We start from the raw sequence: 22838 nt of genomic DNA on the forward strand, positions 1-22838 counted from the left end.
TCCGGCCATAACAACCGCTTTCATGACTTTTCTCTCCTTGGCGCGGGGTTGCTCATCTGGTCATGGAAACTGCAACGGCGCAGCAGGGGGCTGCGCCGTAGTCTACTGCCTGCCTCATTGCTATTGTACCTCACAGCAGAAGGCAGCTACAAGGATTTCGTCACTTGCCTGCTTGGCTTGCACGCTAGAGATAATCGCTCAGGTGGCCGTGTTCGATCAGCCAGTGCATGAAGCGCTGATAGGGTATCTCCTCGCGAGCAAGCTGCTCTTCGTATGCCTCGCGCAGTTCGATCAGGCGATTGGCCTCCTCGACCGTGAATCCCTCATCCAGGAGGGCATCGATCAGCAGATCGCTATATTGCTGCATCTATCAGGTCCTCCTCTCTTGTCTTGCTTCTCTTTCAGGTCTTCCTCACAGGACTCGTGAGCGCGACTAAGCGGACGGGTACATCGAGGAGCTAAGGCTCTGTTCTGCCGCCGTCTGAGTATGGACGGGAGCAGAAGAAGCGAGAAGCCAAGGCCGCGCGACTGGCTCGCTCTGGCTGATCAGGGCACAGCAGCCTCGGCTGCACGAGGAGAGAGCTGTGCCGGCGAGCGTCGAAGCGTCGGCGTCGGCCTTCAAAACCAGGACAGGGACAGGTGTGCGGTCGTGTGATGAAGGGCAAGAACAGCCCTGCGGGAGTGGCGAAGAGGAGGAAAGAGCTACCCTACGCCACTCACCTTCAGCTCAACCAGGCTGATTTTCGCCAGCATACTATCTAATCTAACAGTATAGCGCGTGAAGCAGCGGTATGGCTAGACCGGTCGTGATGAACACCCCACCCCGGCTGTGGTCTCGCTCGCCCTCGCCTGGCAAGAAGTAGAGGGTGCCAGAGTCGGACAGGCACCAGCGCCAATCAACGGCGAGCGCAGGGAAGCCGACAGACAGGGGGCCGCCTCTCAGTCGCCATCCCAGGACTGATTGCGAATATAGTGCTCGATTTCCTCTTCGTTGTCGTAAAAATAGCTGATGGCATCGTAGACTTGGGCCAGGCTCAGACGATGGATGCGTGCAATCTCTTCGGGATCTTTGCCCGACTGGAAGAGCAGGATTACATGGCGCACGCCGGTGCGTGTGCCTTCGATGATAGGTTCACCGCCGTAGATGGCAGAGTCACGAACAATATAGGGATGAGCGGTACGCTCGATGGCCATAACAGAACTCCTCCTTTCCTGGACCAATCTTATTGTATATTATTTCAAGCATGGAGAACCTGCGCATGGGCATGAAAGAACTCTTAAAATCCGCACGGTTGATCGTTCCTGTTGACATTGGCCTTCTGGTCGAAAAGCTCAAGGAAAAGGTGTTCAAGTAAATTTCAACGAAAAGCTTGACAGCACCTGAAATGCGATGTTACAATTAGCGCAATGAAAGGAGGTGGTGTGCACATGCCTGAACGACAGTGCCACGCAGGTGGCGAGTTAACCAGCCACACCAATCGGGAAGAGAGGGGCGCCTCCTGAGTGTGGCCCTCAGCCGGAAGGTGGGAAACAGCCAGGCCCGCTTGGTAAAGTTCGTTAGCTCCCGCCTGTATGGTTTTACCGCAGGACCTGTGCCGGTCGGTAGTGTTCTCACATTCTTCACTTCCGATGCATGCTAGAAAGAGCGTGTAGAGGTCGTTGGATTGTCGCTGCCAGCCGGCCTGGTGCCCGCGGATGTCTTTTTACAGAGCTCCTGCAGTCAAGCAGGCCGGGATGAGCTGGTTTATTCAGAACGGCAACGGCGGTGTGAGGTGGAAGGGAGGGAGGAAGAAAGTGGACCAGAGTCGTTTCATAGAGTGTCGGAAGGGTGAGGAGGCTGACGAGACGCCGGCGGGAGGTCCAGGTTCTCAAGTGAGGGGAGGGTAGGAGCGTGGTAGCGAGGTGAGCAGAGGTGCACAAGGGCAGATGGCCAACAGCGAACGACTGCATCTCGATAGACTGAAACAGATGGTAGGTACTCGCCTGATCGGTAGGGGAGAGGCGCGGCTGTTCTATGTCCCGGTGGTCGATTCAACGAATACGCTGGCGATGCTGCGTGCCGTTGAGGCTGCCCCAAGCGAGAGCCTGGAGGGCCTGGTGGTGCTCACAGAAAGTCAGACTGCCGGGCGCGGCAGGCAGGGCCGCCGTTGGGTTGACGTGGCCGGGCGCAATGTCCTCTTGTCGCTGGTGCTCTATCCACGCTTCCCGCTTCCCCTGATAGCTATGTTCTCCGCACTGGCCGTGCTGGATGCCATCGCTGATACCGCTGGCCTCGTCGCTGGTATCAAGTGGCCCAATGATGTCTTGATTGGCGAACGTAAAGTTGCCGGTATTTTAATCGAGACCAGCTCTGATCGAGCGGGTCGTTTGGTGGCCGTACTGGGCATCGGCGTCAATGTCAATGGACGCAGTGAAGATTTAGCGATTGAGCAGAGTCAGGGCGGATCAGTGCAGCCCTACCCCAAGGCTCCTGCTGCTGCGTCAGCTCCGCTGGTTCAAGCGCCGACGCCGACAACGCTAGAGACCGAGTGCGGTCGCTCATTGAGCCGCGAGGCGTTTATTGCTCAGCTTTTGGAGCATGTGGAGGACTCCTATCTCGCCCTGCAGGAAGAGGTGGGAGCGCTCGCTGAACGATCCGCGCTCTTGGCGCCCCCTAGCTCGGCGGCATTCTTCTCGCTGCCGGTGGCTCGACATATTCGCGAGCGCTGGCGCAGCCGCTTGCAGACGTTAGGGCGCATGGTGCGCATCCAACAAGGTGCTCGTCAGCTCGAAGGCTGGGCGGAAGAGGTCAATGAGAGCGGCGAGCTGCTGCTGCGCTGCCGCTCGGGTGAGCGGGTGACAGTCACCTGGGGGGATGTAGGGCATCTCTCTCCTGAATGAGCGGCTCTTGCCCCGTGCCCGCCGCTGGGCGGAGGAGGCTGTCTTGACATACTTTGTCTGTCTCGCCTGCTCCCAAGCGTTTACTCAGGCAAAACCGGCCAGAACACTAGAGACCTGGGCCGGCTCTCTGTTGAAGAAGCTGCTTACTGTCTGTTGGCGCTCTCCCCGCATTGTGGCGCGGCAGGTTGTAGGCAGGTTAAGACTCTGGTAGTAGATGAGAGATTTCCTGCAGACAATGGAGGGAAACATAGGATGGAGACACAGGGCGTCTATCTGACCGAGGATGGCCGGCAACGTCTTCTGAATCAACTGGAGTTCCTGCGTACTGTCAAGCGGGCTGAGGTTGCGCGCTACCTGCACGATGCCAAGGAGGGGGGCGATGTCAACGACAATGCCGCCTATGAGGAGGCCAAAACGGAGTACGCCCGGCTTGAAGGAAAGATTTATGAGCTAGAGCAGATGCTCGCCACAGCTCGCACGATTCAGAAGGTCCAGAGCGACGAGGTGACGCTGGGATCGGTGGTGCGCGTGCGCAGCAGCGACGGGCGTGAGGCTTGCTATACCATTGTGGGCGCCTATGAGGCGAATCCGAGCGCTGGCCGCATCTCCAACGAGTCTCCGGTCGGGAAAGCCTTGCTTGGCCATAAGGTGGGCGATCTGGTCATGGTTTCTACCCCTGGTGGCGTCAAAGAGTACACGGTCCTCGCCATTGAGTGAATGAGCTTCTCCCCCTGCGACGAGAGCATTTCTGCAGCTCCTCCCCGAGTGCTTTCGTCTTCTGATCCAGCCAGGATGGAGTATGCCGCTGTGTCTTTCGGGGCCGCCTTCTCTTGTGCGGCCCTCCTCTTTGGCCCCAATCAGGGGGAGAACTGGCGCTAGGTCTTTCTCTCTCCCTGCTATCCACAGGCCCGGAATTTTGCTAAAATAGCGGCAAACCATTGTGAGGAGTTTCCAAGAGCGTTATGGCTGATGAAAGAAGTGTGCGGCTTCAGCGCCTGCAGGCTTTGCGTGAGCGCGGTATTAATCCCTATCCCAACCATGTAGAGCGCAGCCATACCATTGCCGAGGTGCTGCAGCACTTCGATGAGTGGCTGGGAGAGGAGCACTCTTTTTGTCTGGTCGGACGCATCCGCTTGCTCCGCGAGATGGGCAAGGTAGCCTTTGCCCATATTGAGGATGGCACTGGCCGCATTCAGGTCTACTTCCGCATTAACGATCTCGGTGAGGAAGCCTATCGCATAGTCCGGCTGCTGGATATCGGTGACTTTATTCAGGTGCGAGGCTTTCTCTTCCACACGCGCACGGGCGAGCGCACGCTCCACGTTCTGGAGTTTGCTTTGATTGCCAAGGGCTTGCGCCCATTGCCCGAGAAATACCACGGGCTGGAAGATGTGGAGCTGCGCCAGCGGAAGCGCTATCTGGATCTGCTGGCCAACGGGGATGAGGTGAAGCCGATCTTTGTGACGCGTAGCCGCGTGATTCGCGCGATGCGCCGCTTCCTCGATGAGCACGGCTTTCTGGAGGTGGAGACACCGATCTTGCAGCCGATCTACGGCGGCGCTACAGCACGCCCCTTTGTGACCCATCACCATGCCCTCAACCGCGATATGTACCTGCGCATCGCGGTGGAGTTGTATTTGAAGCGCCTGATCGTGGGAGGCTTCGAGCGGGTCTACGAGATCGGGCGCAATTTCCGCAATGAGGGGATCGATCGCACGCATAATCCCGAGTTTACGATGATGGAGTGCTATCAGGCCTATGCCGATTATGAGGACATGATGCGCCTGGCGGAGGAGATGATCTATGCGATTGCGCTGGAAGCCTGCGGGACGCCCCGCATTCGCTACCAGGGCTACGAGGTGGATCTGACACCTCCCTGGCCGCGTCTGCCCTTGCTGGCGACAATCGAGGAGTTTACCGGGATTGATGTGAATCGCTATCCCGATCGGGAGAGCCTGGCCGCTGCGATGCAAGCTCGCGGCTATGAGGTCGATCCTGCCTTGGGCCGAGGCCGTTTGATCGATGAGCTGAAGAGTGCGATGTTCCGCCAGGGAGCCGAGCCGCTGCGCCGCGCGCTCTTCCTGGTCGATTACCCCCTGGATGTCTCACCGCTGGCCAAGCGCCATCGCTCGCAGCCGGATCTGGTGGAGCGCTTTCAGCCGTTCCTGGGCGGCCTGGAGATCGGCAATGCTTTTACTGAGCTGAATGATCCGCTCGATCAGCGCCAGCGCTTTGAGGATCAGATGCGCCAGCGTGCTCACGGCGATGTGGAGGCGCAGGTGCTCGATGAGGACTTTCTGGAGGCGCTGGAGGTGGGCATGCCGCCCACAGGCGGGCTGGGCATCGGCGTGGATCGCCTGGTCATGTTCCTGACCGATCAGGAGTCCATCCGCGACGTGATTCTCTTCCCCACGATGCGCAAGGCCCCTAACGAGCTGTGATTACTGCTAGCTGGCTCCATTCCTGCTTGCTTGCCTGCTGCCGCTCTCGCGCTTGACGCTGCTGCATGCTACCTGCCTTCGCACTCCGAGCGGTGCACTAGACCGCTTGTCGTACCTGCCGCGGCCCCGCGGTCCTGCTCCTCCTCTTCTGTCGGTAGATGTCGGGGAAGGCTGCGCCGCCGGCGTCTTTGGCTGGCTGATGAAGCTGCGGGCCAAGACGCTCTGGCGCTTGCCGCTGATATCCCCTCTCCCTACTTGACAAGCCCCGCTCGGAGTGCTATAGTAGCTATACCAGAGAGCCAGGTGATGGCAAGAGGCTGCGGTAAAGCCGGCAGTCACCACGGTTATGAAGGTCAATGGGCGCTTAGCTCAGTGGGAGAGCGCTTCGTTCACACCGAAGAGGTCACTGGTTCGAGCCCAGTAGCGCCCACTTTTCTATGCCCGTTTTTATTCTCTGAGAGATGCTGTAAGCCCGCTCCGTACCCTTCCGGGCTGACTCTGGCGGCCTGGATCGCTTGCTTCTCCTCTTATCGCCTGCCTGAGAAGAGGCAGCAGGTTGTTCTCTGCTCTCCTTGACGTCTGTTTCAACAGACTTTAGACTCTAAATGGATACCCTCGCGCGTCTCGTCTCGAAGTGTGCAGCTTAGTCTTCGAGGCTCTGTGAGCCGATCAGTAGCCGAGGGAGGATTATCTGTGCTGACTGCGCTCTTCCTTTGCGCCTCTCCCTGCTGGGGACATGAGTCTCGTATGTCGTGCCTGATAGAGAAGGCCAGGCCTTTTTCCTCCTCACTCTGCCCTGGAATGCTATGACTCGTGATCTTGAGACGCAGCGCCGTTATCTGCTAGAGAGCTTGCGTAGCGCTGGCATCCACGATGAGCGCGTGCTGGCGGCCATTGAGGCGACGCCGCGCGAACTATTCGTTGATCCCCAACATCGTCAGTGGGCCTATGCTGATCAGGCCCTTCCGATTGGCTGCGGTCAGACCATTTCTCAGCCCCTGATTGTGGCAACTATGACTCAGGCTCTGCAGCTGAGCGGTCAGGAGCGTGTCCTGGAGATTGGAACTGGTTCGGGCTATCAGGCAGCTATTCTGGCGCGTCTGGCACGCTTTGTCGTAACGGTGGAACGCTACCAGCAACTGGCTTGTCAGGCGGCCAGACGGCTGCTGCAGCTGGGCCTGAGCAACGTTGCTGTCTTTGTAGGAGATGGCTCGCTGGGCTGGCCGGATGCTGCTCCCTATGACCGGATTGTGGTCACCGCTGCGGCTCCGCAGATTCCTCAGCAGCTGGTTGCCCAGTTGGTCGAGGGCGGTATCCTGGTCCTCCCTGTTGGCAGCCATGACCATCAGGAGCTGCTGGTCATACGGCGCACGTCCAGCGGGCAAGAAGTGCATTCGCTTGGTGGCTGTGTCTTCGTGCCGCTGGTTGGCAAAGGAGGGTGGGAAGAATAGCGAGGTCCTGTTGTCGGCAGACCCCCAATGGGCGTACAATACCAACAGAGGTTTCTGGTGTCGCTGTTTACGATGTTCGAGGAGGATGAGCATGCCGGGGATACTGGCCAGTATCCAGCTTCGTTCTCTACCGGGCTTGATTGCCTTTGTGCTGCTCTGGTTGCTGCTGGTGGAGGGATCTCATCTGCTGCTGGCGTTCTTGCGGCGCGATCAGCTGATCGGCTGGGCCATTGGTCCGCTGGGGGTCACCGCCCTGTTTGTGCGTGAGCCGTCGCGCTTTTATATTGTGCTGGAGGCGCTCCTTCCCGCGCTGGTCTCAGGCAGCATGGTTTATATTGGTTTCTTTACGGCGTTCGGCCCGGTTGCTCTTCCCCATCATCTCCTCTTGGTGATTGGGGTGACGCTGGTCGGTGTGCTCATCACCAGCACCGGTGATATTGTGAATGCCCTCTGCGATTTGCTCTATCCGCTGTGGGGGGAGGCCCGTGTCCTGCGCCATATTCAGATTTTGCGAGCCAGCTGGGCCACCATCCATTTTACCCCGTTCGGTCGCTCTTACCTGCTGGACCGCTTCCAGGCAACGCCAACTGATCTGTTGAAAGCCTTCTAGGCGGGATGCGTGCCGGTTGGCATGAAGTGGCATACAAGGAGTGGGGCACGCCTGAAGAAAAGATCGCCGCGCTGGCCGAGGAATTGCTGGTCAAGCGCTAAAGCTCTCTGTCATGCGTGAGGGAGGAGTGGCTAAGGCCAGGCGCTGAGGCTGGCTCTGGCTGGCCTCCTCGTTCGCAGTCAATCAGCAGCGTTACGCTACCTTTTCTCGGCTGGGTTAGGGGTCCGCGGCAGGCTAAAGTAGAAGGTGCTGCCCATCCCGCTCTGATTGCTGGCGTAGCCGATGTGGCCTCCGTGAGCTTCGACGATAGCGCGGGCGACGTAGAGGCCCAGACCAATCCCCGAATACTGGCGGCTGGCAGCGTTACGGACACGATAGAAGCGCTCAAAGATATGGTCGAGGTATTCAGGACTGACTCCAATGCCTTCGTCGCTGATGCTGATTAGAAAATCTTCTCCTGCGCTCTCCAGCCGCACTATGACATGTCCCCCTTGGGGCGAGTATTTAATGGCGTTGTCCAGAATGTTGCCAACAACCTGAGCGATGCGCTGACGATCGGCAATCACCTTGCTGTCCTGTACCTGCAAATCGAGCTGAATGATGTGCTGCTCGGTATTGGCCTGGGCCAGGCGCACCTGCTCGGCTAACAGGTCAGCCAGATAGAAAGGAGTGTATTGTAAATCCAGACGTCCCCATTGCACACGCGATAGGTCGAGTAGATCACTGACCAGACGCTCCAGATGCTCGGCCTCGCTTTGGACGATGTAGAGGCTTCGTAGATCGTAGCTTTCCGGTAGCTCAGATTGGTCGCGACCCTCACGCGCCTGCTGGCGCAGACGTCGCTCCAGACGCCGGACCAGGTGCTGGGTGTAGCCTTTGATGGCGGTCAGTGGGGTCCGCAGCTCATGCGAGACCACCGAGACGAACTCGTCTTTAAGCTTCTCGATCTGCTTGCGATCGGTGATGTCGTTGAGGACCACGACGGCGCCGCCGGGCAGCGGGTGATGGCTATCCTGGCTCAGTGGGGCCGCGCTGATGCTCAAGGTCAGGGGGACGGTCTCGCCGCTTTCACCAATGATCAGCTCCTGGTTCTTGATCGTCTGCCCGGTCAGGGCCTGGTCGACGACGTGGGCCAGTTCGCGTAGCCAGGGTACATTGCTGCGAGCAGCGAGCTGGCGGAGAGGAACGCCGGGTTCGAGGCGGGTGTCGATCTCAGCCTGCTGGAAGAGCTGCTCGGCAAAGCGATTGAGGGAGACAATGGCGCCCTGGGCATTGGTGATCAGCAGGGCCTCGGCCATGCTGCTGATGATCAGCTCCAGCCGGCGCCGTTCGAACTCGGCTTCTCGCCAGAGAGCCTGCTCGCGCTCGCGCAGACGCATATTCTCCAGGGCGATGGCGGCGTAGTCGGCGATGATGCGTGTTAGCTGCAGAAGCTGAGTATCAAAGACGCCCTCGCGCTCGTGGAAGAGACTGAGCAGGCCAATGATGCGGTCCTCGACGGCCAGCGGCAAGTGGAGGAAGTCACCGATCTCGCTGCTGCCGAGAGGGGGCTGTGGCTCCATCAGGGCCAGGTCGTCAGGAGCATCGAAGTAGGCGGCTACGGCCAGCTCCTCGGGCGTCACGTTGGGGAAATCGATGATGTTGGCGGCACGGGCGATACGCTGGATCATCTCTTGGAGAAAGGAGGAGCTAAGTGGATAACGGGGGATGATAGAGAGTTCAAAAGGGTCGCCATGCTGGCCCTTGAGCAGAATAGCACAGGCGGAGAAACTGTATAACTCTTGTAACGTAGCCAGCAGGGCACGATGGACCTGGAAGCGATCGTTGGCGGCGACGAAGCGTTTCCCGATAGTATTGAGATACTCCATCTCATGGCGGAGAACCGCCAGCCGATCTTCCCCCGATCCTCTGGAAGAGCGGTACGCGCCATCTGGGAGTGTCGACTGAGACTGCACGCTGCTCTTCTCCATTGCTCGCTGCTACGCTAGGCCGTCTTCTGTTTACTGGATGATCGACATATGCTGGAGCTGGCGGGTCACCTCATCGTGGAGCGGAGTAACAATCAGGTCGCCAGTGAGTTCCTTCAAGCCCGCAAAACACTCCTCCAGAAGAGCATTCAAGGCTGCCGTCAACTCCTGCGGAGACTGGCCACCAAGCTGCTCCTGGGCAATCGCTGGAGTAACTTCAGTATATGGGATACGCTCAAGAAAGTGAAGGAATGGGTACTTCTCCGCTACTCGCCGGGCCGCGCCCTGAACGAGGACGCGCGTGGTCACTTTGCCCAGGAGAGGCGCGACACGGTCGTCAAGCAGGCGCATGATCTCCAGATAGGCGGCAACGACCGGTTTCCGGGAGTCTGCAGAGCTGGTGTCTGATGAGTACAGCGACAATGTTGTCTCCCTTCGCTATGCTCACACTCTCCTTTATATTATATCACACGCTAACTATCCCGGTCAGCTAACTTTGATTGGAGTCGAAGTAGTTGTATTGACATGTCTTTGCCTTTGATCCAGGGGAGGAGCAGCCTAGCTTTATCAAGTGTTAATGCGTATGCCTGCTCAATGTATTGAGCAAGCACTTCTCAAAAGAGGCGATTGTACTCCCAGCGGGCGTCTCTTCGGCGGCCTGCAGGCGTCCAGTCCTCGCGCCAAAGGGAGGCGGCACCTTGATCATCGGGCCTGGTATACCTGAGGCGTGCCTTTAGCTCCTGGATCGGAAAGAGACTGGACGTCAGAGCAGACGAGGGGAGAGTGCACCCGGCAGCTCCCTCGGGGATTCTCCCCTCGTGTCTTCTCTGGCTTTCTTAACGTATGCCTTCTTGCCTAGGGGCGGCTAAATTCGCCAGCGTCTCCCTTCAGGAGGGGGGTGAGCCGGCCTGGGGGTGGCGCGGCAGCAGTCCGAGCAGGCGGGCCAGCCAGAGGCGCCAGCCGCGCAGTGCTGGTAGCTGGAGGGCGGTCTGTGGAGAAGCGTTCCCGAGGCTGCCGTAGCTGGCGGCCAGGTCGAGCAGGCGCTGTCGAGCCTCGTCGCGACGAGCGCGCTCGGTCTCCAGTCTGGCTTGAGACTCATAGCGCTCTTCCTGCTCAGTGATCGCGCGCAGAAAATGTTCGCGGCGGATAGAGAAGCGGCTCTCCTCTCCGCTGGCCTGAGTTGTCTGGGTGGCAGTGCCGACCGTGTTGGCGGCCTTCGACTCCTGCTGCTCCTCGCTGATCTGTACGCGGCCTACTTGTTGCAGGCGCGGCTCGATCCAGTCGTGTAGGGCCAGCATGGAGGCGCGACGGCAGATCGCTTCAATATCGGCACCGCTCCGTCCTGGGGTCAGTTGGGCCAGCTCCTCCAGACTGACATCGGACGCCAATGGTTTCCCGCGCGTGTGCACGGCGAAGATCGCCTGGCGATCAGCCTCATCAGGATAGGTCAGCTCGACAATCAAATCGAAGCGACCCGGACGTAGCAGGGCTGGATCGATCAATTCGGGCCGGTTGGTAGCGGCTAAGACAATCACGCCTGTGCGTCCCTCGATGCCGTCCAGCTCCGTCAGCAGCTGAGCGATCACGCGGTCTCCAACGTGGTTGTCCAGCTCGGCTCCACGGCGCGGCGCCAGGGCATCGATCTCGTCGAAGAAGATGATGCAGGGAGCCGCTTGCTTGGCTCGCTTGAAGATCTCGCGCACACCCTTCTCAGATTCGCCTACCCACTTTGAGAGGAGCTCGGGGCCTTTGATGGAGATAAAGCTGGCGTTACACTGATTGGCCAGAGCGCGCGCCAACAGCGTTTTCCCGGAACCCGGGGGACCGGCCAGCAACACGCCGCGAGGTGGTTCAACCTTAGCTTTGCTGTAGATCTCGGGATAGCGCAGCGGCCACTCCACTCCCTCGGTCAGCAGCTGCTTGGCTTGGGTCTGCCCGCCGATGTCATCCCAGGTCGTTTCACTGACCTCAACATAGACCTCGCGGGTAGTCGATGGCTCAATCTCACGCAGGGCGGCCTGGAAATCGGCCATAGTGATGTTGAGATTCACCAGGGTCTCGAACGGAATATAGCCGCTCTGATAGTCAATGTAGGGCAGCACGCGACGGAGTGCGATCATGGCCGCCTCCCGACAGAGCGCCTCCAGATCGGCCCCTACAAAACCAGGGGTCAGTTGAGCCAGGCGGGCGAAATCGACGTCATTCGCCAGGGCCGCATCGCGTGTATGGATGCGCAGGATCTCCATGCGTCCGTAGAGATCAGGTACGCGCAGGGCGATTTCGCGGTCGAAGCGGCCTGGGCGGCGCAGTGCCGGGTCGAGGGCGTTGGGCTGATTGGTGGCGCCAATGACAACAACCTGGCCGCGCGAGGCCATGCCGTCCATCAGGGCCAGCAGTTGACCGACAATGCGACGCTCAACCTCGCCCCCCATTTCGGAGCGGCGTGGCGCCAGGGCATCCAGCTCGTCGATAAAGATGATGCTGGGGGCGCGCCGCTGAGCCTCTTGAAAGACTTCTCGCAGGCGTGACTCACTCTCTCCGTAAAACTTGTTGATGACCTCCGGTCCGTTGATCACGAAGAAGGCGGCGTTCGTCTCCGAAGCGACGGCGCGGGCGATCAGAGTCTTGCCGGTGCCCGGCGGGCCATAGAGCAGTACCCCCTTGGGTGGCTCCACTCCCAGACGATCAAAGACCGCCGGGTATTTGAGGGGCAGCTCAATCATTTCGCGAATGCGCTGTAGCTCCTTGCCTAACCCTCCAATGTCTTCATAGCTGACGCGCCCTAATCCGCCGGGGCGACCGGCGCCGCGAGCCTGAGCGCGCACAACCGTACCAGGCTGGACAATAACTGCTTCGACCTCGGCTCGCTCGTTCTGCTCGGTCAAGGGAGCGACGGCAGTACCCTCTAGCTGCGAGCGGCGAGAGGGATAGCTGGGTGTGGCGGGCACCGTGCTAATAATCAAAAATTCGCGGCTCGCCGTGCCCGGCAGGTTGAGGCGGAGCAGATCACCCGTAACCACGGGCAGGCCCACCAGGTAGCGCGCGATGTACTGCAAATCGCTCTCTTGAATGGGGGCCCCGCGGGTCAGGGGGAGCAGCGTGATTTTCTCTGCCCTCTGCACCCGTGCCTTACGCACCGTGACGCGCTCGCCCAGGCCGGCATCGCTATTCTGGCGTACCTGGCTATCCATCTGGATGATGCGCTGCCCGCGCTGCTGCGGTACGCCGGGTAACAACCTGGCGGCGGTAGTCCGCGCGCCGGTGATCATGACAATGTCGCCTGGCTGACAGCCCAAGGCCTCGATATCGCGCGGATCGAGACGGGCGACGCCGCGCCCGACCTGCATGCCCTCGACGACAACGAACTGCAGACCCTCATCCTGGCTCTCTACAGTCTTGGCTCCTTCATGCTGCTCTGCCGTGCCCGGTCCTGCGCTGGTGCTCGCCGCTGAGGTTTCTCCCTCTGGGTCCAGGCGGCTGGTGATTCTTCCAGTTCCCACGTTGCCGGGCCCGCTGCCACTGTGATGCTGAGGCTCCTCCATTGCTCGGTTCCTACTCTTTCGCTGAAAGATTGCGCTGATGTATGCCTCTGGGGAATGACAGGCTCACCGTCACTTACTTTCCTCATTACATCTACGCTGCGGCTTGGCTCAGGGTTGGAGATCGCTGGGAGGCCGGGCAAGACAGGCTGTGGCTCGTGAGAGCGACCTGCTCCTGCCTGGCCAGTTTCTCCCCCTCAGCGGACCTGGGCCGGGCATGGAGAGGTAAACTGACCAGACAGGGAAGAACAAGGTCTAGTGGCTGGTTAACGAGCAGCGCGGGCGTGCCAGAGCGTGGTACGGGCATCGCGGCTGGAGCTATGGCCGGCCTCAATGATCGTGCGGCGCAGGAAATAGCCGCCGATAAGGACAAGGAGCGAGAGCAACAAGCCGCTGAAGCGCGCCCGACCGCGCTCTGGCTGCCGGGTTGCCGCTCCTTCCGTGGTTGCCTCTCCATGAGCGCGGCGTGTCAACAGTAGCCGCGTCTGGAGCAACCAGGGCAGCAACAGACCACCGACGGCCACAAAGCGCCAGAAGCGAGGTCCGTGCTCCGCAGGCCCGCTGCCCACCAGGGAGCGGGCGGCACGTCCAGAACCACGCAGGAAAGTAAAGAGAGCGAGCAGCTCGCTCAAGAGCGCGCCCCACTCCAGGCGCTCCAGTTTGTGCAGAGCGGTGGCAGGTGCGGCGCTAAGGCGTAACACGAGGGCGATCAGCGCCGAGCTGGTAGAGATGGCCGACGAGATGAAAACCGCGCCGAGCATCTTGCTGCGCGACCAGAGCGGAATGCTAGTGGTAGCCAGGAGAACCCCAGTATAGCCTCCCAGGAATAGCGCGAGAGCCATACCTGGGAGAGCCAGCAGTCGCTGAGGCAGGCGCGCCAGCCAGCGCGCTCCCCACCAGCGACCCAGCCACTGGTCCCGTGCGGCCTGAATCAGGGCGCTCAGCCCGCTGAAGAAAGAGAAGCTCACCAGGCACCAGACGCCCATCGACATGGGGGAGCGCACCTTAAACATGCGTAGCATATTCAAAAAGCGCTCAGGGCGTCCGAGATCCTTGATCAGCAGCAACGGGCACGGGAGCAGAGCCAGCAACGAGAGATAGTAGCCAGTGCGCCGCGTTGCTCGATCCGCGGCGTCGCCAAAGAGTGCCGCCAGGCTGGCAATGAAATAGCAGCCGGCAGCCAGGCCGCCCAAGAAAAAGTACCAGACAATTTCCCAGCGCCAGACTGGCTCTTTAAGGACGGGATAGTCGTAATATGTTGGCTCTTGCTGCTCATGCTCAGAATCAGGATGATACCCTGTACTGAGCACAGCCAGGCGCTCCATCCAGCCATTGCCGCTAGAGATCTGCCCGAGCCGTTGCGCTAGCGCCTGGCCCGTCGCAAGCCAGGTGGAAAAGCTATGCCTCTCTGGCTGCATCGCTCGTCATCGCCTCCTGAACGAGAAGATTCCGAACAGACCCAGCACCAACGCCACCAGCGCTGTCCAGAGAGAAGCGGGCAGGACATGCTTACTGGGACGAGAGGGGTGTTCGGGCAGATTGTAGACGGCAGGCTCATCGAGCAGCAGGAAAAAGGCGTGAAGGCCGCCTTCCAAAATGGTATCGTCGGCGCCATAGAGACGGGCCTCACGCAGGCCGCGCTCGTGCAGCTGAGCCAGGCGGGTCTGAGCCTGTTGGCGCAGCTGATCGACTGGGCCAAAGACGATCGAGTCCGTCGGGCAGACCTTGGCGCAGGCCGGCTCCAGGCCATCCTTCAAGCGATCGTAGCACAGCGTGCACTTGCGCGCGGTTCCCCCCAGGGCATCGCGGGCAATCACTCCAAAAGGACAGGCGACCACGCAATAGCCGCATCCATTGCAAACGTCCTGCTGCACGTAGACGGTGTCGAATTCGGTGCGAATAATCGCCCCGGTCGGACAGGCTTCGAGGCAGGGTGCGTTGGCGCAATGCTTGCAAACATCGCTCAGCATCAGCCAGCGATCGGGATTGAAGAAAGGCAATTCTGTGGGGGCTGCAACCGTTTCTGCAGCGCTGTGCCCGTCATGGTCGCCCTCCTCGTGATGCCCGATGCGTTCGATAAAGAGGACGTGACGCCAATTGATCGCGTTTAGCTCGCGCGTATTATCGTAGCTGGTACCTGCCCAGACTGGTTCACGTGCAGGAAGCTGGTTCCACTGCTTACAGGCAATTTCACAGGCTTTGCAACCGATACACAGGCTGGTATCGGTAAAAAAGCCCACCGCTGTCTGTGGGGGCAGCGGCTCCTCCTTACGCAGCGGCTCCAGCAGGGTGCGCAGCTGCTTGAGCACCCCAGGCAGGGGTCTCGCTGCTTCAACCGCCATGATCTTCTCTCCTTTGCTGCCAACGTGCCAGAGCGGCGGCGGCACCTGACGTGGGGGCAGTTCAATGGCTTCGGGAAAGTTCGCCGCCGGTCTGCCCCCACCGGTCACTGAGGCCGGCGTGCCGTGCCGCTCTGCGAGCGCTTAGCGTCTGCCTCGCGCTGGACGCACATCGCAGAGGAAGGCTTTCGCCTCCTCAATGCTGACGTTGGGCTCAAGCACCATGTGCGTCAGATCGTTCGTGATGCTGCCAGTGGCCTTGCCCTGGAAGCCCCAATGGAAAGGCAACCCGATCTGATGGACGATGCGCCCATTGAGCCGCAGCGGGCGCATGCGGCGCGTCACCAGGGCGCGGGCCTGGATCTCGGCGCGGGGAGTGCTGATAATCACTTGGTCGCCGTGGCGAATCTGGCGTTCTGCGGCCAGCTCGGGGCTGATCTCCACAAAGAGAGCCGGCTGGAGGGCGTTCAGCCAGGGCAACCAGCGCGTCATCGGCCCGCTCAGGTGGTGCTCCGTCAAACGGTAAGTAGTGGCCACGATCGGATAGCGCTCGTCGCCGACCGCCGCCAGTCGGTTGTCGGATCGGTCCCGGTAGTAACGAGCCACAGGATTGCTCTGACGATGGTAGAGCGGATTGGCGATCGGCGCCTCTGCCGCCTCATAGTGCGTTGGAAGCGGGCCATCCTTGAGGCCGCTCGGCGCAAAAAGCCAGCCCTTGCCGTCGGGCTTCATGATGAAGGGGTCGCTGCCGGAGTGGGCGTCGATCCCGGTAGCGCCCGGCGGCGGCGTGTAGTCTGGTGGCTTGCGCAGGGGAAAGTCGGGGACATCGTAGCCTGTCCACTGCCTGTGCTCCTCATCCCACCAGATATACTTTTTGCGCTCCGACCAGGGGCGACCCTGGGGATCAGCCGAGGCCCGATTGTAGAGGATACGACGGTTAGCTGGCCAGGCAAAGCCCCAGTTGGGGAAGGTATAGCCGGAAGGATCGCGGGAAGCTGCGCGATTTCGCCCTGGCTCTGGGTAAACTCCGCTGTAGATCCAGGAGCCACAGGCCGTGCTCCCATCGGCCTTCAAAGCCGTGAAATCAGGTACATGAGGAGCCTCGCGCAGACTATACTCCTTCCCGTCGGGGGTACGTGCATAATAGCCGTTGATCTCCTTCAGCACCAGCAAAACATCTGGCTCATCGAGAATACGTGAACCAGGCTCGGGGGTCTCGCGCTCGTAATCCCAGGTCAGTGCCTTGATCGGTAGATCGCGCTCGTGGGGGCTATCGGCGTAGAGCGCCTTCAAGCGTTTGCCAAGGTGATAAACGAACCACAGATCGGAGCGCGCATCGCCAGGGGGATCAACGGCCTTATCTCGCCACTGCAGCAGGCGCTGTGTATTCGTAAAAGAACCCTCTTTCTCCGTGGAGGCGGCGGCAGGCAACAGGAAAACCTCGGTCTTGATCTGCCTGGGATCGACCGCCTCACCCTCTGGCCCACGGTACCAGAAAGCCGCCGACTCGACCTCGTAGAGATCGCGGACCACCAGCCAGTCGAGCTGGGCCAGAGCCTTACGCTGCATGCGGGCGTTCGTGCTCCCGGCAGCGGGATTCTGACCGAAGAGGAAGTAACCACGCACCTTGCCATCGAGCATCTCATAACTCGTGGCCAGATGAGAATGGTCACCGATGATCTTGGGCAGAAAGCGGTAGCTGCGCCCCCCATCTTCCTCATCGGCGTAGGAGCCGTACCAGGCTTTCAACAGGCTGCGGATATAGGCCGGCAGATTGGCCCACCAACCCGTTTTCTGCCCGACCGCAGCGATATATTCAGCCAGCGTCTGCTGTGAAGGACCGACCGGCCTCATCTCCTCGCCGGCAACCGGTGCCTGCACCTCCTCGGCTCGCGGGCGCCTGGTTCCCGGTCCAGGAGCGAGCAGAGCCGCAGGTTGTGGCATATAGCCCGAGAGCAGATCGTAGAGCGTTGGCACGTCGGTGGACCCCTGAATCGAGGCATGGCCGCGCAGGGCCATCACCCCACCGCCGGGGCGTCCGATATTGCCCAGCAGCAATTGAAGCATGGCCGCCGTACGGATAATCTGCACGCCCTTCGATTGCTGCGTCCAGCCCACGGCGTAGCAAATGGCACTCGTGCGCTCGCGCCCTGAATTGGCGATCAGGGTATCGACCACTTGCTGCCAGAGCGTGCGTGGCACCCCACAGACCTGCTCAACCAGCTCAGGAGTATAGCGCGCATAGTGGCGGCGCATGATCTGGTAAACGCAGCGCGGATGCTCTAGCGTCGGATCGCTCAGCGGACGGCCATCGGCATCGCGTTCGTAGTCCCAGCTTGTCGGGTCGTAGGTGCCAGTCTCGGGATCGTAGCCAGAGAAGACCCCATCGAGGTCCTCAGTATCGCGAAAATCCTCGCGGATCAGGGTGGCAATATTCGTGTAATGCAGCACATATTCCTGGAAGAAAGCCTTCTGCTCCAGCAGGTAGCGAATAATGGCCCCCAGGAAGACGATATCGCTCCCTGCGCGAATGGGCACATAAAGGTTAGCGAGCGCAGACGTACGCGAGAAATGGGGATCGATGTGAATAACCTTGGCGCCGCGCTCTTTCGCCTTGACAACATTAGCGAAGGCCACCGGATGGGCTTCCGCCATGTTGCTGCCCATGATCAAAATGCAGTCGCTATTGACAAGATCCTGTGGGAAGGTCGTGGCCCCGCCACGCCCAAATGTGGTGCCCAGACCGGGCACTGTGGAGCTGTGTCATATACGGGCCTGGTTCTCGATGGAGACGATACCGAGAGCGCCCGTGAAGAGTTTCTTCATCAAATAGTTCTCTTCGACATCGAGCGTGGCACCGCCCAGCGAGGCAATGGCCAGGGTATGATTGACCTCCCGCCCATCGGAGAGCCGCTCAACAAAAGTCGCGTCGCGCGTCTGCTTGACGCGCAGCGCGATCTGCTCCATCGCCCAATCAAGTGACTTCTCCTCCCAGTGATCACTGTAAGGGGCACGATAGAGCACGCGCGTCAGGCGGCTGGGATTCACGGTGTACTGGAAGGTAGCTGCCCCTTTGGGGCAGAGTGTCCCGTGGTTGATCGGACTGTCTGGATTCCCTTCAATATCGAGCACCTGGCCATCTTTCACGTAGACATTGAGGCCGCAGCCCACAGCGCAATAGGGACAGACGCTGTGAACTACACGCGCGTCGCGGATGCGGGGCCTCTTCTGGCGGCTCTCTGCGCTGAAGGGTTGGCGCTTGGAGCCGATCTCCAAAGCCTCGTCTGCGACCTCTTGGAGCGTCTTCACCAGCAGTGGCAGCGCTGCAGTTGCTTCTTCTGCTTCTTCGCGCTTCCTGGATAGCATAGGATCTTTCCTTTCCGTTCCATCTCCCGCGAGTCGTTCGTCGAGCTGCTCAGACACACTGAGTAGTGTGGAAGGCTGCTGTCTTCGGCATCTTCAGCGTCGTTGGTGCCTCCGACCTGGGAACAGAATCATTATGGCACGGGCCGGGAGCGATTTCCAGTCCCGTCAGGAGGAGCCTCTCGCGCCGTTCCAGAGGCTGGGTGGCCGGGAAAATAGGCCTGGCCCGATCAGGCCAAGGCCGTGGTTACTGGCCTTCCTCTGGTACAATCAGCTACAGTCTTGCTAAACCGGGCTGTAGCAGGCTATAGTAATCACATATTTGAACCGATCTAAAACACTGAGAGCTACTTTGATATACTCTGGGGCGACATAATCTGCTCTGGAGGTAGAAGTTGTAATTAAGGATTTGAAGGGATGCATGGATAGGTCTCCTGAGCACAAGCACGAATCATCGTCGAAAAACAAGCGGCGATTCTCTTTGAGGACTTTCTGGAAGAAGAACCCGTGGCTGCGTCTGGTTCTGCCGCTTATCTTAGTAGGTGTAGCGCTCTTTCTCTTGCTAAGCATGCACGTTGTGCGCAGTCCCTTTGTCGGGGCGACCACGCACGAGGTGCCGATCAGCGCTTTGCTCGACATGGCTGACCATCACCTCCTCCGGAGTGCCCTGATCAGTGGTAGCGATGTCTACGCGCGCGATCGGAGCGGTCAGCAATACCACGCCTTGAAGGAGGAGGGGCAGACGCTAACCGACCTCTTGCGGCGGGACGGAGTCACCGTGACTGTCGATAACGGGCAACACACGAGCTGGGAGCAAGGACTGGCCTATCTCTTCTTTGTGGCTCTCGTTGTGGGAGGGGCCTTTTTCCTCCTGCGCCGTGTTGGTCCTGGGGCCTCGGCCCTGCCTTTCGCCCGCTCGCGTGCACGGCGCTTTCACGAGAGCCGTCCCTCCATTCTCTTCAAAGATGTTGCTGGCGTTGAAGAGGCCAAAGTCGAGCTAGAAGAGATCGTCGAATTTCTCAAGCAGCCTGAGCGCTTCCGGGTCATGGGCGCCCGCACGCCGCGTGGAGTCTTGCTCGTGGGCGCGCCTGGCACGGGCAAGACGCTGCTTGCCCGGGCTGCTGCGGGTGAGGCGGGCGTGCCTTTCTATAGCGTCAGCGGCTCTGAGTTTGTCGAGATGTTCGTCGGCGTTGGCGCTGCGCGTGTGCGGGATCTCTTCCGTGAGGCCCGGGCTCATGCTCCTTGCATCATCTTCATTGATGAGATTGACGCCGTTGGTCGCCAGCGCCACGCCTCGGCGGCCAGCGGGAACGATGAACGGGAGCAGACGCTCAATCAGCTGCTCGTCGAAATGGACGGCTTCGAGAAAAACAGCAGCGTGGTGGTGATCGCTGCCACCAACCGGCCCGATGTCCTCGACCCTGCTCTGCTGCGTCCAGGTCGCTTCGATCGGCAGATAGTCCTGGATAAGCCGGATATCCGCGGACGTCTGGCGATTCTGGGAGTGCATGCTCGTGGCAAGCCCTTGGCTGAAGATGTCGATCTACAGCGTGTTGCGCGCCAGACGGCAGGTTTCTCGGGGGCCGACCTGGCCAATCTCCTCAATGAGGCCGCCCTCCTGGCAGCCCGTCGGCACCGCGAAGCCATCGGCAATGCCGAGCTAGAGGAGGCTATTCTGCGGGTGATGGCGGGGCCGGAGCGTAAGAGCCGTGTTATTACGGAGGCCGAAAAAGCCATTATTGCCTATCACGAGGTAGGCCACGCCATTGTGATGCGCTCGCTGCCTGGCGCTGACCCAGTGCGCAAAGTAACAGCCATTGCCCGCGGTATGGCCCTGGGCATTACTCTCCAGGCTCCGCTGGAGGATCGCTATCTCTTGCGGCGCTCTGAACTGCTGGCGAAGATGGCCGGGGCTATGGGAGGACGTGCCGCTGAGGAATTGATTTTTGGCGACATCACAACAGGAGCCAGTCAGGATATCGAGTATGTGACCGAGCTGGCCCGGCGCATGGTCTGCGAGTTCGGCATGAGCGCCCTGGGAAATGTGGCCCTCAAGATGAGCGAAGATGGTAGTACTCTGATTAGCCCCGAGATGGCGGCGCGCATCGATGCCGAGGTCGCGCGTCTGGTGGAGGAGGCTCATCAAACGGCTCTTGAGATTCTCCGCCAGAAGCGCGAGAAGCTGATAACTATCGCCGAGCGCTTAATCGAGGTTGAAACGATCGATGGTGAGGAGCTGGATGCCATGCTCTTTGCCGCATGAGGGGAACGATTTCCGGGAATGACACGCACCTTTCTGGCTCTAGATTTGAGTCCAGAGCTACAGACGTTTCTGGGACGAGCCATCGCGCGTGGCGCGCATCTTTTACCCGCGGCGCGCTGGGTTGAGCCAGCCTCGTTACATGTAACGCTGGCTTTTTTGGGAGAATTGAGCGATGAGCAACTGGCACAGGCGATTGAGGCCGGTGAGGCTGCGGCGCGTCAGGTGCCCCCTTTTAGCTATCGCTTAACAGGTCTTGGTACTTTTGGGCCTGCACGTGCCCCGCGCGTCATCTGGATGGGCCTTGAGGATGCGTCGGGACGGATGCAAGCCTTGCAGCAAGCGCTGATGCGCGAACTGCAGGCACGGGGATTCCCACCCGAAGAACGCCCTTTTTCTCCCCATTTAACGCTCGCGCGCCTCAAGAGGCCGCTCTCCCGTGAGGAGCAGCAGGCTTTGCAGCGCTTGCTCTACGAGATCCGCGTGCCGGCTTCGCTGCCAGAACACACTGTAGAAACCCTGGACGTGATGAAGAGCGAGCTGTCGCGAGAGGGGGCGCACTATAGCTATCTGCATCGCGCCCGCCTCGCGACGCCAGAGGAGTAGCTGGCAGCAGGGGCTGGGTCGTTTCAGAATCGTCTGAGCGAAGTGGAGGAAAAAGCCGCCTCCACCGCTGGGAACTGGCTGATCTCTCCGTTCCTATCGGCTTAACCTGGCCCACCCTTGCGCCTGGCTATCTCTTCTGCTGGGGGCCGCAGAAGAAGAGGAAGCTGGTCTGTCACCTGTTGGCCTCTGTCTCGGCGCAGCTCATAACATGCAAGGAAAAGAGAGGTTCCAGACCAGCCTCCAACCTGCTTTGAAGACTCTCAAGGCTTCTGCCAAGAGGGGCAGAAAGCGATTCAGGGGTTGACAAACTCTAGCCAGTGGTGTATCCTCTCAGACAGCAGGACCCGCTACGAAGATGTGGCTCCGAAAGAGTGGTCAGGAGAGTAGGGAAGAAGAGCAGGTACGGGGTTCGCACGACAACCTGGCAACGACGCCCGCGGTCAATTACCTCCGAGACGCTGCGCATGCTCTTGAAGCTCTCTCTTTGTTGCAGGCTGGCCGGGAAGCAAGATAAAAGCCGGCTGACGGTAGAGAAGAGCGAGCAGAGCAGGTTTGAGGCAACGGTTCGCCTCTAGCCATTAAACGTCTCTTGCAAGCAAGTAGTAATCTCTCTAGACACTGAAAAGGTTGTTTCTCGTGGAGGGTATCTTTCCCTCCTCTAAGCTGAGCAATCGCGCAGAGCGGAAGAAGTACGGATACTGTACGCAAAGGCAGCGAGATTCTCTGAGAGAAGGAGCCAGTGAGCATGTCAGCAGCGTGTCGCACCGGCAACCAGCGGGCCGAAGCAATGTCCTGGGCTGAACAGTCTGCAATGGGCTGTCGCTCTGTGGCCAGCGCTATGCGCGGCGACATGGGGCATGCTGCGACTATGACGGCTGCCGCCGCTATGGCCGCTGCTATGATGGCTGGTCTCCTCCTCATTCTGAAAATCGGCGTCTTGACGCCGATTTCTTTATTTGTTGCCCCTCTAGCTATTGCGATTGCTTCCACGCTCCTCCTTGTAGGACTTGTGCTGCTTATTGGCCTTAGCCTTACCCTTAGCGGGTTGGTAAGCCTTACGGGCCTTAGCCTTAGCCTCGTAACGCTTACCACGGGCCTTACGCCTGGCACGCCGAGAGGAGAGTAGCGGGAGCAACGACGCAACCCGATCCAGCGCAGGTAACCTAACGAGGGCCTCCCGGCAGGGCGGTTCCTCGTTTTTTATTGCTTGCAGGGCGTTTCGCAGCAGTCTCACTTACATTATCTGGTCTCAAGCGTCTATCAGACACAAATCGAATCGAGTCTAGCGAGCTATGCAGGGACGCCCCTAGGTTAAGGAGGAAGGTAGTATGACAACAACTGCGACGGTTACTCAGGAGTCAGGAGATGCCCGTAGGGCCAGT

16 protein-coding genes and 1 tRNA gene are annotated in these 22838 nt (G+C 59.9%); 9 read left to right on the forward strand and 8 right to left on the reverse strand.

Features of this window, described 5'->3' with window-relative positions; genetic code table 11:
- Positions 1-184 precede the first annotated feature (184 nt).
- Entirely contained in the window at positions 185-367 is a 183-nt protein-coding gene (locus IRZ31_RS10210; protein ID WP_297153052.1) for a hypothetical protein, read from the reverse strand.
- Between the two features lie 572 nt (positions 368-939).
- Positions 940-1194, reverse strand: coding sequence for a DUF433 domain-containing protein (locus IRZ31_RS10215; RefSeq protein WP_297153054.1), 255 nt, complete (start codon positions 1192-1194; stop codon positions 940-942).
- 732 nt (positions 1195-1926) lie between these two features.
- Between IRZ31_RS10215 and IRZ31_RS10220 the strand changes: the two genes are divergently transcribed.
- From IRZ31_RS10220 to IRZ31_RS10245, 6 genes are all read left to right on the forward strand, one after another.
- Positions 1927-2880, forward strand: coding sequence for a biotin--[acetyl-CoA-carboxylase] ligase (locus IRZ31_RS10220; RefSeq protein ID WP_297153056.1), 954 nt, complete (start codon positions 1927-1929; stop codon positions 2878-2880).
- A 252-nt stretch (positions 2881-3132) separates the two neighbouring features.
- Positions 3133-3597, forward strand: a complete 465-nt coding sequence (gene greA / locus IRZ31_RS10225; RefSeq protein WP_052888503.1) for a transcription elongation factor GreA — start codon at positions 3133-3135, stop codon at positions 3595-3597.
- A gap of 245 nt (positions 3598-3842) precedes the next feature.
- The gene (gene lysS, locus IRZ31_RS10230; protein WP_297153060.1) at positions 3843-5321 is read left to right on the forward strand and encodes a lysine--tRNA ligase; all 1479 of its coding nucleotides are present in this window, start codon (positions 3843-3845) and stop codon (positions 5319-5321) included.
- A gap of 358 nt (positions 5322-5679) precedes the next feature.
- A tRNA-Val gene (locus IRZ31_RS10235) sits at positions 5680-5751 on the forward strand.
- A 376-nt stretch (positions 5752-6127) separates the two neighbouring features.
- Positions 6128-6772, forward strand: coding sequence for a protein-L-isoaspartate(D-aspartate) O-methyltransferase (locus IRZ31_RS10240; protein WP_297153062.1), 645 nt, complete (start codon positions 6128-6130; stop codon positions 6770-6772).
- A 91-nt stretch (positions 6773-6863) separates the two neighbouring features.
- Positions 6864-7382: a hypothetical protein gene (locus tag IRZ31_RS10245; RefSeq protein WP_297153064.1), complete on the forward strand. Its 519-nt coding sequence runs from the start codon at positions 6864-6866 to the stop codon at positions 7380-7382.
- A 197-nt stretch (positions 7383-7579) separates the two neighbouring features.
- Here IRZ31_RS10245 and IRZ31_RS10250 read toward each other — a convergent pair whose 3' ends face one another.
- The 6 genes from IRZ31_RS10250 to IRZ31_RS10275 all read right to left on the reverse strand — a co-directional run bounded on the left by IRZ31_RS10250 (position 7580) and on the right by IRZ31_RS10275 (position 18593).
- Complete coding sequence (locus IRZ31_RS10250; RefSeq protein WP_297153065.1) at positions 7580-9352, reverse strand: ATP-binding protein; 1773 nt, start codon at positions 9350-9352, stop codon at positions 7580-7582.
- Between the two features lie 30 nt (positions 9353-9382).
- Complete coding sequence (locus tag IRZ31_RS10255) at positions 9383-9772, reverse strand: hypothetical protein (protein ID WP_297153067.1); 390 nt, start codon at positions 9770-9772, stop codon at positions 9383-9385.
- A 464-nt stretch (positions 9773-10236) separates the two neighbouring features.
- Complete coding sequence (locus IRZ31_RS10260) at positions 10237-12891, reverse strand: CDC48 family AAA ATPase (protein ID WP_297153069.1); 2655 nt, start codon at positions 12889-12891, stop codon at positions 10237-10239.
- A 263-nt stretch (positions 12892-13154) separates the two neighbouring features.
- Positions 13155-14306: an NrfD/PsrC family molybdoenzyme membrane anchor subunit gene (nrfD, locus tag IRZ31_RS10265; RefSeq protein WP_297153071.1), complete on the reverse strand. Its 1152-nt coding sequence runs from the start codon at positions 14304-14306 to the stop codon at positions 13155-13157.
- Between the two features lie 6 nt (positions 14307-14312).
- The gene (locus IRZ31_RS10270) at positions 14313-15230 is read right to left on the reverse strand and encodes a 4Fe-4S dicluster domain-containing protein (protein ID WP_297153073.1); all 918 of its coding nucleotides are present in this window, start codon (positions 15228-15230) and stop codon (positions 14313-14315) included.
- A 141-nt stretch (positions 15231-15371) separates the two neighbouring features.
- Positions 15372-18593: a molybdopterin-dependent oxidoreductase gene (locus IRZ31_RS10275; protein ID WP_297153075.1), complete on the reverse strand. Its 3222-nt coding sequence runs from the start codon at positions 18591-18593 to the stop codon at positions 15372-15374.
- 478 nt (positions 18594-19071) lie between these two features.
- Between IRZ31_RS10275 and ftsH the strand changes: the two genes are divergently transcribed.
- The 3 genes from ftsH (at position 19072) to IRZ31_RS10290 (ending at position 22582) form a co-directional block, all read left to right on the forward strand.
- Positions 19072-20853 carry an ATP-dependent zinc metalloprotease FtsH gene (gene ftsH / locus IRZ31_RS10280; RefSeq protein WP_297153077.1) on the forward strand — a complete coding sequence of 594 codons (1782 nt, stop codon included), beginning with the start codon at positions 19072-19074 and terminating at the stop codon, positions 20851-20853.
- A gap of 18 nt (positions 20854-20871) precedes the next feature.
- Entirely contained in the window at positions 20872-21456 is a 585-nt protein-coding gene (thpR, locus tag IRZ31_RS10285; protein ID WP_297153080.1) for an RNA 2',3'-cyclic phosphodiesterase, read from the forward strand.
- 745 nt (positions 21457-22201) lie between these two features.
- The gene (locus IRZ31_RS10290) at positions 22202-22582 is read left to right on the forward strand and encodes a hypothetical protein (protein WP_297153082.1); all 381 of its coding nucleotides are present in this window, start codon (positions 22202-22204) and stop codon (positions 22580-22582) included.
- Positions 22583-22838: the final 256 nt, after the last annotated feature.

This window comes from Thermogemmatispora sp. (assembly GCF_019683635.1).
Taxonomy (GTDB): Bacteria; Chloroflexota; Ktedonobacteria; order Ktedonobacterales; family Ktedonobacteraceae; genus Thermogemmatispora.